This window comes from Mesorhizobium sp. M0408, assembly GCF_040321495.1.
Taxonomy (GTDB): Bacteria; Pseudomonadota; Alphaproteobacteria; order Rhizobiales; family Rhizobiaceae; genus Mesorhizobium.
Map to the genome: position 1 here is coordinate 205,010 of NZ_JAMYRO010000008.1, position 12,726 is coordinate 217,735.

8 protein-coding genes and 2 pseudogenes are annotated in these 12,726 nt (G+C 64.5%); 3 read left to right on the forward strand and 7 right to left on the reverse strand.

From position 1 onward, the window contains the following. Positions 1-148 precede the first annotated feature (148 nt). Positions 149-1,387 carry a CmpA/NrtA family ABC transporter substrate-binding protein gene (locus tag NKI67_RS12285; protein ID WP_031211676.1) on the reverse strand — a complete coding sequence of 413 codons (1,239 nt, stop codon included), beginning with the start codon at positions 1,385-1,387 and terminating at the stop codon, positions 149-151. 2 nt (positions 1,388-1,389) lie between these two features. Then, positions 1,390-1,989: an ANTAR domain-containing response regulator gene (locus NKI67_RS12290; RefSeq protein ID WP_023676288.1), complete on the reverse strand. Its 600-nt coding sequence runs from the start codon at positions 1,987-1,989 to the stop codon at positions 1,390-1,392. 117 nt (positions 1,990-2,106) lie between these two features. Between NKI67_RS12290 and NKI67_RS12295 the strand changes: the two are divergent. The 3 genes and pseudogenes from NKI67_RS12295 to NKI67_RS12305 form a co-directional block, all read left to right on the forward strand. Next, positions 2,107-2,463: pseudogene (locus NKI67_RS12295) on the forward strand (ABC transporter permease subunit); the annotation flags it as partial. A 240-nt stretch (positions 2,464-2,703) separates the two neighbouring features. Then, positions 2,704-3,798 (forward strand): branched-chain amino acid ABC transporter substrate-binding protein, encoded by a 1,095-nt coding sequence (locus NKI67_RS12300; protein ID WP_023676286.1) that lies wholly within the window; start codon positions 2,704-2,706, stop codon positions 3,796-3,798. Between the two features lie 42 nt (positions 3,799-3,840). Continuing rightward, a complete protein-coding gene (locus NKI67_RS12305) occupies positions 3,841-6,345 on the forward strand; it encodes an adenylate/guanylate cyclase domain-containing protein (RefSeq protein ID WP_023676285.1) in 2,505 nt (834 codons plus the stop codon). Between the two features lie 247 nt (positions 6,346-6,592). Here the strand turns inward: NKI67_RS12305 and NKI67_RS12310 are convergent. The 5 genes and pseudogenes from NKI67_RS12310 to NKI67_RS12330 all read right to left on the reverse strand — a co-directional run. Beyond that, positions 6,593-7,485, reverse strand: a pseudogene (locus tag NKI67_RS12310) (ATP-binding protein); the annotation flags it as partial. Between the two features lie 143 nt (positions 7,486-7,628). After that, positions 7,629-7,931, reverse strand: a complete 303-nt coding sequence (locus NKI67_RS12315) for a hypothetical protein (RefSeq protein ID WP_156937525.1) — start codon at positions 7,929-7,931, stop codon at positions 7,629-7,631. Between the two features lie 191 nt (positions 7,932-8,122). Beyond that, positions 8,123-8,749: a hypothetical protein gene (locus NKI67_RS12320; protein WP_352645387.1), complete on the reverse strand. Its 627-nt coding sequence runs from the start codon at positions 8,747-8,749 to the stop codon at positions 8,123-8,125. A gap of 239 nt (positions 8,750-8,988) precedes the next feature. After that, positions 8,989-10,488: a helicase HerA domain-containing protein gene (locus NKI67_RS12325; protein WP_352645389.1), complete on the reverse strand. Its 1,500-nt coding sequence runs from the start codon at positions 10,486-10,488 to the stop codon at positions 8,989-8,991. 150 nt (positions 10,489-10,638) lie between these two features. Then, the gene (locus NKI67_RS12330; RefSeq protein ID WP_245274681.1) at positions 10,639-12,705 is read right to left on the reverse strand and encodes a PAS domain-containing hybrid sensor histidine kinase/response regulator; all 2,067 of its coding nucleotides are present in this window, start codon (positions 12,703-12,705) and stop codon (positions 10,639-10,641) included. Positions 12,706-12,726 lie beyond the last annotated feature (21 nt).

Here is a 12,726-nt window from a genome sequence, read left to right on the forward strand (position 1 = left end):
TTCGGAATGGATGACAAACATCAACGAGATCAACGACATGCCAAAATCGTCGGCGCGCCGGCCCGCTGGGCGAGCAAGCCAAAGATTGTTCATTAGCGCAGTTGCACGCACATTTTTTGTGCAGCGCACAAGAATGCCGCCGAAATGATCAGACTTCGGCGCGCGCCAATTTCTGGCCGGCAATGTAGGCCTCGATCTCGTCGGGATCGAAGATCTGGCCATCGAAGAAACCATCGGGACCGAGCACCAGGCTTGCCCCCGCCGAACCGACCGGAGTCGCGGCCTTCAGCGCGCCCTCGACCTTGGCATTGGCACCGGGAAGCGCCACGCCAAGCGGCTTCAACGCCGAGCGGTAGAGATCGGGGCGGTAGCAGTCGCGGGCAATAGCGAGGTTTTCCGGCGTGTGCGCGACATGCCCCCAGCGCACCATCTGCGTGTAGAACCACAGCGCATGGCTCTTCCACGGGAAGTTCGCCGCCTTGCTGAAGGACAGAAAGAAGTCGCCGACGCTCAGTTCGGCGCCGCCGCCGAGCGCAAGATGGCCGCTGAGGATCGGCATCTGCAGCGCCGGCTCAAGCCCGAGGAAGGCCGGCTGCGCCATCAGGGCCGCGAGTTCGCCGCGGTTTGCCGGATCCTGGCACCAGCGCGCCGCATGATGCAGCGCGCGCAGCAGGGCCGAAAGCGCCTCCGGCTCTCTTTCCGCCCATGCCTTGCGCACGCCGACGACTTTCTCGGGGCTGGTCTTCCAGATGGCCGCCTTGATCGTGGCAATATGGCCGGTGCCCGCGACGACCGAGGCGCTGTTCCAGGGTTCGCCGACGCAGTAGCCGTCGATCCTGCCAGCGGCGAGTGCGTCGGCCATGAAGGGGGGCGGCACGATGACGATCTCGATTTCACGCGACGGGTCGATGCCACAGGCGGCGAGCCAGTAGCGCAATTCGTAATTGTGCCCGGAGTGCGGATGGACGACGGCGAAGCGAAGCGGATCGCCGCCGCCATTCGCCCGTTCACGAATCAGCGCTCCCAACGCCTTGCCGGCCCGCGCCGGATCGAGATCGGGTTGGGCGCCGTGCGCGGCCATGCCGGCCCAGACCGCGTTCGAAACCGTCACGCAATTGCCGCCGAGGCCGAGCGAGAACGGCACGACGGTATCGGAGGCGAGCGGCGTCAGCCCCAGATTGCAGGCGATCGGCATCGGCCCCAGCATGTGAGCCAGATCGAAATGGCCGATGGCGATGCGGTCGCGGATGTTGGCCCAGGACGTTTCCCGGTTGAGCGTCAGGTCGATGCCTTCACGCAGGGCGAAGCCGATTTCCTTCGCCGCGACAAGGACAGCGCTGTCGAAGAGCGGCATGAAACCAGCATTGATCCGGTGCTCGGCCGCCATTCTCAACTCTCCTCGGGATCCAGCAGGCCTGCCGCCGTTACCAGGCTCTGGGCGATCTCGGCGATCTTGCGGTTCTGGTTCATGGCGGTCTTGCGCAGCAGCGTATACGCCGCGTCCTCCGACAGGCCGCGCGACTTCATCAGGATGCCCTTGGCGCGATCGATCACCTTGCGGCTTTCCAATTCGCTGCGGGCTTCTTCCAGTTCGCGCGCCATGCGCGAAAACGCATTGAAGCGGCTGATTGCCATGTCGAGGATCGGCTTGACCCGCTCCTGACGCAGGCCGTCGACGACATAGGCCGACACTCCGGCTTCCACCGCTGCTTCGATCGAAGCCTGATCGGAGCGGTCGACGAACATGGCGATCGGCCGCTTCACCACGCGCGAAAGCTGGAACATGTTTTCGAGCATGTCGCGGTTGGGATTTTCGAGATCGATGACGATCACGTCGGGTTCGATCTCGGCGATCCGCCGCGCTATGCCGGCGACGTCGTGGATGACCGTGACCTGCTGATGCCCGGCCTCCCGCAATCCCGCTTCGATTATCGAAGCGCGGATGTGGTTCTCATCGATCACCAGGACAGTGAGGGATTTGCGGATCATGCCGCATTTTGCGCAGGCGAGACGATTGTGCAATGCGGCATCGCGAGATTCACGGAAACAAAGCCGGCGTCCAGGCGCCGCCTGAGGAATTGGACGCGACGGCCAGCGTCGCGGGCGGCGGTCGGCGACAACGAACGGGCAACGCGCCTGTCCGGCGTACGCTGCTGGCAGGTGATCACCGCGCTCTACGTTATCTCGAGCGTGCTCGTCGGCACTGCACTACATCGGCCTGATCAAGGCCGTCGCTCGCCGACCCGCTGGTGCTGCCTTGGGTGGCCGCCGCCGTCGTCGGCGGCACCTCGATCTTCGGCGGCCGCGGCGGCTGCACCGGCACAATCAACGGCGCTGATCCCTACCGCGCTGACGACGCTGCTGACGATTTTGCAGATGCCGGAAGGGGCGTGGTGGATATTGTTTGGGTTAATCGTGCTGTTTGTGACGGCGGCCTATTTGCGGATTGTGGAGGAGAGATAGGGGGAAGCTGAGGCGGGGGCTGCTTTGACCCAATCACGACGCTCACTCCGGTCAGTGGTAACGTCCGGATTTGGCGCGATTCCGACCTCGGCGAACGAAGTTATGACACGCCATTCCAGTGTATGCTTGCTTCGCCAAATTGGGTGTGCGCTGCAATAGCAGCCCGAGACAGTCGCGCTTGCCGAAGGGGCTGTCGGCTTTGACGGGATTGGCGTAAGCTACAGTTAAGGGGGTGCACACATGCACCGCATCATCGCCATAGCGATCTTAGTTCTCGCGGCCGTGTTCAGCTCCGCGCGGGCGGAGGTGCTGATCGGCGTCTCGGCTGCGATGACGGGACGGCTCGCCTGGATTGGCGAGCAGGGACAGCGCGGCGCGGAGATGGCAGTGGCCGACGTCAACACGGCGGGCGGCGTGCTCGGCCAGAAGGTGAGGCTCATCTCGGTCGACGACTTCTGCGATCCCGAGCAAGCTGTGGCGGCCGCCAAGAAGCTGGTGGCTGACGGGGTCGTGCTCGTCGTCGGGCATTATTGCTCCGGGGCCTCGATCCCCGCATCAAAAGTGTACGAGGAGGCGGGCGTCGTTGAGATATCCCCAGGCTCGACCAATCCGCAGCTGACCGAACAGGGCCGTGCCAATGTCTTTCGCACTATTGGCCGCGACGACGCGCAAGGTTTCATCGCCGGCAACTACCTTGCCGATCGCTGGGGCAACAAGAAGATTGCGATCCTCCACGACAATTCGACCTATGGGAAGGGTCTCGCCGACGAGACCAGGAAGCAGCTGAACAAGCGGGGCGTGACTGAGGCCGTTTACGACGCATACATTCCCGGGAAGGACGACTATTCGGCCGAGGTCGCTACGTTGCAGACCGCCGGCGTCTCCGCCTTATATGTGGGTGGGTATCATGCCGAGGTTGCGCTGATTGCTCGCGCTGCACACGACAGTGGCTACACGGTTCAGCTCATATCCGGAGATGCTTTGGCGACCGAGGAATTTGCCCTGATCGCCGGCCCCGCGGCGGAGGGGACCCTCTTCACGTTCCCGGCGGACCCGAGGCGAAGCCCCGAAGCGGCCGCGGTCGTTGAGCAGTTCCGTGCGGAGAAGTTCGAACCCGCGGGCTACACGCTGTTGAGCTACTGCGCGGTCCAGGTTTGGGCCCAGGCAGTCTCGAAGGCAGGTTCGCTGGAGCAGAAGGCCATCATTGCGGCACTGCACGAACAGGAATTCGACACCGTCATCGGCCGGGTCGATTTCGACGACAAGGGCGACCTCACGAAGCAGAGTTGGGTTTGGTACGTCTGGCGCGGCGGAGAGTACGTGCCGGTTGAATAGGGTTCGCTGATCGCCGGCGTGCCGGCTGAGATGTCTAGTCTGATGCAGACCAGTGTGGCCGGACTGTTCCGACTCGCCGAGCTTGAACGCCTCGGCATACGCGGCCGGCTGTTGCTCGCCTTTTTCGGGATCAGCGCCCTTGCGGTGCTGGCAACCGCTGCGGCGCTTTATGCCTTCCTCCAGGTTGGCGACGTCGTGGACCGAATTACCACGGATCGAGTGCCCTCGGCGCTCGCCTCCCTCCAGCTGTCGCGCCAGGCCGAACGGGTCGCTGCTGCCGCGCCATCGGTGCTGGCAGCGACAAGCAGGGCTCAGCACAGCGAGGTCTCGGCTGCCGTCGCGCTCGAGATGTCCCGCCTCGAGGCCCTGCGCACGGACCTCCGGGATGCCACGTTGGGCACAGTGCCTTTGGCCGAGATCGAGGAAGCCGCGATTGTTCTGAGGCGCAACCTGAAGGAGCTCGACTCTCTTGTTGTCGCCCGGCTCGACGTGGTCGCCCGCAAGGAGGAGCTCCTGAACCGCCTCGCCGCGACGACGACCGGAAGCCAGCGCCTTGTGGCCACCGGCATCCTAGTAATGGATTCCAGGCTCCCGCAATGGCGGGCGGTCGCGGCCGACACGTCGCTGTCGCCCGATCGACGCGCAGCGGCGATGGCCGACCTGGTCCAGGCGATTGCGGCTTACATTCCCCAGCAGAAGGCGCAGCTGGAGATCTCCGCGGTCAACGACGCGCTGGTGAAGGTCGCGAACGCGCCGACGCCGGGCGACCTGGCGTTGATCCTTTTTCCGCTACGCCGTTCGCTCACTGCTCTTGAAAAGGTTTCCACGGAGATCGACGAAAAGCTGCGGACCCGCTTCCGGCAGCGTGTTGACGAGTTCAGGGGTTTGACCGACGGCGAGGACAGCATCCCCAAGGTGCGGGAGGACGAGTTTGCTGTCCTGGCACAGGGCGAAAGGCTTCTGGCCGAGAACAATCGACTGTCGCGCAATCTCACCGCTGGCGTCGATCGCCTGGTCGCCACGGCAGATCAGGAGATCGCTGCGTCCGGTCGCGAAGCCGCGCTCGTCCAGCGCTACGGCACCGCGGTTGTACTCGGCTCCGCCTTTCTCAGCCTCCTGAGTTCGGTTCTGGTTGTCTGGCTCTATGTCGACCGCAGCCTCCTCGCCCGACTGGGGGCCGTGAGCCAAGGCATGCTCGCGATTGCGGGGGGCAATCTTCGTGCGCCGCTGCCAGCCGCGGGCAGCGACGAAATCGGGCGCATGGCCGAAGCGCTGAGACTCTTCCGGGATACTGCTGTCGAGGTCGAGGAAAAGAACCTGCGCGACGTTGCGGAAGCTCGTCAGCGGCTCATCGATGCCATCGAAAGCATCTCCGAAGGATTCGCTCTGTACGACTGGGAGGACCGGCTCGTCCTCAGCAACAGCCGCTACCGCGAATTGCTCTACACCGGTCTGGAGAGCGAACTGACGCCCGGCACGACATTCGAGCAAATCATTCGCCGATCCGCTGAGCGCGGCTACATCAGGGACGCCGAGGGGCGGGTCGAGGAGTGGGTCGCCGAGCGCCTCTCGCGGCACCGCAACCCTGGCGAACCTTGGGTGCAGAGGCGAGGCGACGGGCGATGGGTCATGGTCAGCGAGCGGCGGATCAGCGCCGGCGGCACGGTCGCCGTCTATTCGGACATCACTGAGCTGAAGCAAAGGGAGGAGAACCTCGCCGAGAAATCCGTGGTTCTGGAGGCGCTTTCCAGCAAGCTGGCGAAGTATCTGGCGCCCCAGGTGTATCGCTCGATATTCACCGGCCGCCAGGAGGTCAGGATCGCCAGCCAGCGGAAGAAACTGACAATATGCTTCTCCGATATCGCCGGCTTTACCGAGACCACTGACAAAATGGAATCCGAGGATCTCACCCAACTCCTCAATCACTATCTGACGGAAATGTCGAAAATTGCTTCGGATCACGGCGCGACGATCGACAAATATGTCGGCGACGCGATCCTGATGTTTTTCGGCGATCCCGAGACTCGCGGCGTCAAGGAGGACGCGCTGGCTTGCGCGCAGATGGCACTTGCAATGCAAAAGCGGATTAGCGAGCTTGCCGAAGTCTGGCGGGACATGGGGATCGAAACACCGCTGCGCTGTCGCATCGGCATCCATACCGACTACTGCACCGTCGGTAACTTCGGCAGCGAGGACCGGATGGACTACACGATAATCGGCGGCGCCGTGAATCTCGCCTCGCGCCTGGAGCAGGAGGCGCCGCCGGGGGCCATACTCATTTCCTACGAGACGTTTGCGCAAGTGAAGGACGCAATCGACTGTGAGGAACTGGGGCAAGTCCAGGTCAAGGGGATCGCCTATCCCGTCGCCACCTACCGCGTCATCGATCTGAAGGCCAATTTGGCGGCCACTCGTCGTGCTGTTCGAACGGAGCTGCCGCACTTCAGGTTGGAACTTGAACCGGAGCTGATGTCCCCTGACGAGCGTGGCGATGCCGCCAATGCACTTCGAGACGCGCTGGATCGGCTTCGTCACAAGCCTGGGTAGTAGGGCTTGGTCCACAACGACCCCTCCCAATGGACACAAGGAGTGGGATGTGGGACGCCGCTCATTGGCGCTATCGATGCGAAGGCCGCAGAACGGTCGCGGTCAGTCTTCGAACTCGGGCGGAACGTCCGCATCGGAGCCGAGACTTAACATTCACGGCATCACTGGCAAGGCCGGATATGGCGCAAAACAAACTTAGCCCCCTGCATGATAAGCGGTGCTTTCCCAGAGTGAGTTCGTTCCCCCTTCACACCAAACTCCTCTGCTCCGCCTCCTCCGCATTGGGATCCCCCGGCGCAGTCGCCCAGGCGAGTTCAACCAGCGTCACCGTCCGCCTTCCAGTGCTATCAAGCTGGCAGACGATGAGGCCTTGCTCCTCGATATAGGTCAGCAGGCGCCGGGCGCGGCGCAGCGAGTGCGAGCCGTAGGCGCGGGCGATTGCCGCGTCGCTCGGGCAGGGCCAGCCCTCCTTGGCGGCGCGAGCGATCATCATGAACACGCCTTGCATGTCCTCGGGCAGCAGCGAGGCGCGCGCCGAAACGTCCTGCCAGGCGTCGTCGCCTGCCATGTCGGAGCCGAGGCCGGCGCGGGCGCGGGTCAGCATGCGGCGGAACTCGGGCAGGTCCGGCACGACGGAGGCGAGGCCCTCGATGCGGCAGCGGACGACGAACTCCTGATAGAGCACGCCGATGACGCGGAAGCCGGCGTCGGGTTGCGCCAGCACGGCGCGCAGAACCCGGTCGACGCGCTCGCGCCGCTCCGCCAGATCCTCGGCGCTGATCGGCGGCTCCACCGGTCCGGGGCGGATTTCCAGCGCCGCCGATTTTGCTGCCATCAGCTGATCGAGCAGGTCGGCGACGAGCGGCGCTGCGGCCGCACGGTTTCCGGCGGCGGCGCCGCCAGGATGATCGCGCGGGCATCCTCCAACGCCGCTTCCGGCAGCGGCATCAGGCGCGGGGTCGCGTTGCGCGGACTCGTTTCGGTCGGGCCGATGCGCAAGCCGAGCGGACGGCGCGACAGCGCCGGGCCGAGCGCCATGAACTGCCCGCGCTCGAGGTCGCGAAAGGCCTCGGCCTGGCGGCGCTCCATGCCGAGAAGGTCGGCGGCACGCGCCATGTCGATATCGAGAAAAGTCCGGCCATCGGGGCTCTGCTTGGCTTGCCGGTCACACAAACACGATAGGGTTTTTCTCGCGCCGTGCCATGCGGATCAATTCCGATAGTCCATCGGCAAATTCCCGAACCCATGCGTCGGTGCTTGATTCGATCAGCCGCAATTCGCGCTCAAGCTCGACAAAGCTCGGCTCCTCGATGACGTCTCCGACACTGCAGGCTGAAAAAAAGGACAATCCGTTCCAAGGCCGAGCCTTCGCCGAGAAGGCCGGCAATCGCCTCTCTAAGCGCGGCGACGTGGGCGATGTTTCCGACACACCAGTCGCACACCGTGACCACGTCCCAGGTGAGATTTACGCCCTCGGGATGGATCACCTCGCATTCGCCCGTTGTCGGTTCCCGCTGAAAGCGATAGCCGGGGAATTCCCGCTCCATGGTCGAAGCGCTTTTGAAAACTGCAACGTCGAGACCCATTCCGATCCTCCGGCTAGCCCCAAGCCAAAGCAGGCGCGCAGCACTACTCCGGCAGCCCCGCCACCCGCATGGCGTCGGTCACGATTCCTTGCGGGTGCTGCCGCCACGAATCGATCATAAATGGCCTCGCGCCATCAGGCGAAACACATCTAGGTTAGCGCCTACCAAGAAAACACTTGGCGTGAGCGGACTTAGCGATCGGGTAACTCAGCCCAAAGCTTCTTCGCGAAGCCCCGTTCGTCGAGTTCCCACAAGTCGTCTGCTATCTCAGCTTGGCCGTTGCGGCATCGATAGGAATAAACGGTATCGTGACCCGTCGCGACGGCTGGAACGTCTTTCGCGTTTGGATTCTGCCGACAGAACTCATCCGCACCAGGATTGTCGCGTGCCGCATTCATCTTGGTGCAGGGCAGGTTGGCGCCGACGAAGCAGACCATGACCTTGCCGTCCATGCAGCGATATTGGGCCTGTGCCCGCAGTTCGGAATCGTCCGGCGCAATTTGAGCGTCCGGAGCGAGCGCCTTGAACGCCTGGACCGTCTCGTCATGAAGCGCGGGCGAATAGTCCTGGATCGTGTCGTCGTTGTGCACCTGGCGGCACAATTGGTGCATGTCGGCAGCCTCCGCTTTCGTGACGCCGAGCGCGGCAAGGCTGAGCAGGGCTCCAACCAGCCATGCCGCAGCGCCGGTGTTTGAAAAACGGGACATTTTCATCGCAAAACCTCCTTCGAAAAATGCGCATGAAACCGCTCGCGACTTGGCGCCGCAGAGCAGACACTTGAGCAAGAGTGTCAGGATAGCGCGCAATTTGACCGCCACCAGCCAGTAGACAGTCCCACCGACGGCGGCGCAGAATAGCCACCATCAGGATTTTCTCCGCCCGGGAGACGGCATGGATGCCATCAGAGCGCATGTACCCGATCATCACTGCGACCGCCCCGGCAATCTAGAGCCGTAGCGGCTTTCTGCCGATCAGCCGCCGCGGGACCTCGATCCCGATCGCGAAGATCAGCATAGCGTACAGCGCAGCCAATGCGCCGAGCAGCGTGGCGCCAGTCTCATACAGCCAAACTCCCCTGCTCCGCCTCCTCCGCATTGGGATCCCCCGGTGCCGTTGCCCAGGCGAGCTCCACCAGCGTCACCGTCCGCCGGCCGGCTCCGTCGAGCTGGCATACGATCAGCCCCTGCTCCTCGATATAGGTCAGCAGGCGCCGGGCGCGGCGCAGCGAGTGCGAGCCGTAGGCGCGGGCGATTGCCGCGTCGCTCGGGCAGGGCCAGCCCTCCTTGGCGGCGCGAGCGATCATCATGAACACGCCTTGCATGTCCTCGGGCAGCAGCGAGGCGCGCGCCGAGACGTCCTGCCAGGCGTCGTCGCCCGCCATGTCGGAGCCGAGGCCGGCGCGGGCGCGGGTCAGCATGCGGCGGAACTCGGGCAGGTCCGGCACGACCGAGGCGAGGCCCTCGATGCGGCAGCGGACCACGAACTCCTGATAAAGCACGCCGATGACCCGGAAGCCGGCATCGGGTTGCGCCAGCACGGCGCGCAGCACCCGGTCGACGCGCTCGCGCCGCTCCGCCAAATCCTCGGCGCTGATTTGCGCCTCCGCTGCTTCCGGGCGGATTTCCAGCGCCGCCGACTTCGCCGCCATCAGCTGATCGAGCAGATCCGGCGACGAGCGGCGCTGCGGCCGGACGGTTTCCGGCGGCGGGGCCGCCAGGATGATCGCACGGGCATCCTCCAACGCCGATTCCGGCAGCGGCATCAGGCGCGGGGTCGCGTTGCGCGGGCTTGTATCTGTCGGGCCGATGCGCAAGCCGAGCGGACGGCGCGACAGCGCCGGGCCGAGCGCCATGAATTGCCCGCGCTCGAGGTCGCGAAAGGCCTCGGCCTGGCGCCGCTCCATGCCGAGAAGGTCGGCGGCGCGCGCCATGTCGATATCGAGAAAAGTCCGGCCCATGAGGAAATTGGAAGCCTCGGCGGCGACGTTCTTGGCAAGCTTGGCCAGCCGCTGGGTGGCGATGATCCCGGCCAGCCCGCGTTTGCGGCCACGGCACATCAGATTCGTCATGGCGCCGAGCGAGAGCTTGCGCGCCTCGTCCGAAACCTCGCCGGCGACGGCCGGCGCGAACAGCTGCGCCTCGTCCACCACCACCAGCATCGGGTACCAGTGGTCGCGGGCGACCTCGAAAAGCCCGCCGAGGAAGGCGGCGGCGCGCCGCATCTGGTTCTCGGCGTCGAGCCCCTCGAGATTGAGCACCGTGGAGACGCGGTGGATGCGCGCCCGCTCGCCGGCGCTCTGCAGGCCGCGCTCGGTATGCTCCTCGGCGTCGATCACCAGATGGCCAAAACGGTCGCCCAGCGTCACGAAGTCGCCTTCGGGGTCGATGATGGTCTGCTGCACCCAGGGCGCGCTCTGCTCCAAGAGCCGGCGCAGCAGGTGGGACTTGCCGGAGCCCGAATTGCCCTGCACCAGAAGCCGCGTCGCCAGCAGTTCCTCAAGATCCAGCGCCGCCGGGGCGCCTGCGCTCGTCTGGCCCATCTCGATCGCAACGGTCATGTCTCGACTCTCCTTGCGGAGAGGGCTTATCAACCGCATCACAGCCCGTCGAGCGCGCCATGGCCGGCGCTCCGTGTTGCACACAGGCTGGATGTCGCGGACGATCGAGGATACGGAACGTACCGTTTCGATTCGATGAGGCTTGCCTCTTCAGGTCGAAAACCGGTACCCGCCTTTCACCGGCTGGGCCTGCCTGGCTTTCTGCGAGCCGGCGCGCGCGGCCGCCGCAAGAATGCTCTCCATCAGGTCCTTTTCGCGCAGCGGTTTGCCGAGCAGCGGCACGTCGGGAGGCCGGTCGGCGATCGCGTCGGCATCGGCATATCCCGTTATCATCACCGCCGGCCAATCGGACCGCAGATTGCGGGCGAACCGAATGACCTCCAGGCCCGAGACCAGCGGCATGGCAAAATCGGTGACGATGACATCGAAATCGTACGGCGCCCGCTCGATCATCGCCAGCGCTTCGGCACCGCCCCCGGCACAGGTAACCGCAAAGCCGTGTTGGCGAAGCGATTGGGCCGTCAGTTCCCGTAGTACATTGCTGTCGTCGATCAGCAGGACCGATGGATAGTCCTCGCCGGCATTCCCGACGCTGTCGTCGGGATCGGACTTCTCGGCGATTTCCACCGGGCGCTCGATTGAACGCGGCAGCCAGAGCTGGACGGATGTTCCACTGCCGACGGTGCTTTCAATGCGAAGCGTGCCGCCCGATTGCTTGACGAAACCATGCACCGTGCTCAGACCGAGGCCAGTGCCTTTGCCGACCGGTTTTGTGGTGAAGAACGGTTCGACGACCTTGGCGAGAATGTCAGCCGGTATGCCCGACCCCGTGTCCTTGACCGTGACCACGACATAGTCGCCCGCCGAAATATCCTCGGCTGCACTGCCCAGCGTTCGATTTTGCGCCTCCACGATTATCGTGCCGCCGGACGGCATGGCATCGCGCGCGTTGAAGACCAGGTTCATCAGCGCGAGCTCCAGCTGGCCGGCATCGACATGCGCCGGCCACACAGTGTCGTCGACAAGCCAATCGAAACGGATCAGGCCGCCCAGGACCGGGGCCACCAACCCGTTCATTGTATCGCCGAGCGCGGCGAGGCGCACGGCCTGCGGCCGCAGCGTCTGGCGGCGCGAGAAGGCAAGCATGCGGTTGACGAGCTCGGCGCCTTGTTTTGCCGACCGGCGTGTCAGTTCCAGAACCTGCCTGGTCTGTCCGTCGAACTCGGCATGGCGCTCGAGCAATCCCAATCCGCTGAGAATTGCGGCAAGCAGATTGTTGAAATCATGCGCCAGGCCGCCGGTAAGCTTGCCGATCGCGTCGAGGCGCTGCGACTGCAGCAGCTGGTCCTCAAGCTCGCGCCGTTCGGTAACGTCCAGCAATGTGCCGAGGATCTCGGGCTTCCGGCCGTCGGAGCCATTCGACAGGACGCCCTGATCGAGAAAAATCCGGTAATTGCCGTCGGCGCATTGCCAGCGGAATTCGCAGGTGTAGGAGCCGGTGGCCTTGGCTGCGAGCAGGACCTCCCTCACTCTCGGCAGATCGTCGGGATGAACGCGGCTCAGGCCGAAGCCTGGATCGGCGGTCAGCCGTTCCGCAGGAAAGCCGGTCAGGCGTTCGACCCCTTCGGTGACAAAGCTGGCGCCGAACGGCGGCTCCGCCGCCCTTGCGTGGAAGCAGACCGGAAGAGAGCTCAAAATGGCATGCTGCCGCTCCTGTGCGCTGCGCAGCGCCCGCTCGGCCTCGAGCTTTTCCTTCTGCGCCTGCAGTGCCTGGGCCAGCAGCCGTTGCTCGGCAGCCGCCTTTTGCTGGATTTCGAGCGTCTTCTCATGAAGTTCGACGAACACGGCAACCTTGGAACGCAGCATGGCCGGGTCGAAAGGCTTGAACACGTAATCCACCGCGCCGGCGTCGTAGCCGCGCAGCATGTGCGCGTCTTCCTTGTTGATGGCGGTGAGAAAAATTATCGGCGTTCGCCTGGATTGCTCGCGCTGGCGGATCAATCCCGCGGTCTCGTAGCCATCCAGCCGGGGCATCAGCACGTCCAGCAGGATGACTGCGAAATCCTCCTTCAGCAGTGCGCGCAACGCCTCTTCGCCCGACTGCACGCAGACGACTTCACCGATAGGGGCCAGAACCTCGCCGATCGCCAGCAGATTGCGCTCGTCGTCATCCACGGCCAGGATGCGCGCCTTTGCCGGCCCCGCTGCCGGCGCCATGACCTCCAGCTTCCTTGCTCC

Coding starts and splice junctions, on each gene's coding strand:
- NKI67_RS12285 (WP_031211676.1), bottom strand. CDS start 1,387: ATGGCGGCCGAGCACCGGATCAATGCTGGTTTCATGCCGCTCTTCGAC.
- NKI67_RS12290 (WP_023676288.1), bottom strand. CDS start 1,989: ATGATCCGCAAATCCCTCACTGTCCTGGTGATCGATGAGAACCACATC.
- NKI67_RS12300 (WP_023676286.1), top strand. CDS start 2,704: ATGCACCGCATCATCGCCATAGCGATCTTAGTTCTCGCGGCCGTGTTC.
- NKI67_RS12305 (WP_023676285.1), top strand. CDS start 3,841: ATGCAGACCAGTGTGGCCGGACTGTTCCGACTCGCCGAGCTTGAACGC.
- NKI67_RS12315 (WP_156937525.1), bottom strand. CDS start 7,931: ATGGGTCTCGACGTTGCAGTTTTCAAAAGCGCTTCGACCATGGAGCGG.
- NKI67_RS12325 (WP_352645389.1), bottom strand. CDS start 10,488: ATGACCGTTGCGATCGAGATGGGCCAGACGAGCGCAGGCGCCCCGGCG.
- NKI67_RS12330 (WP_245274681.1), bottom strand. CDS start 12,705: ATGGCGCCGGCAGCGGGGCCGGCAAAGGCGCGCATCCTGGCCGTGGAT.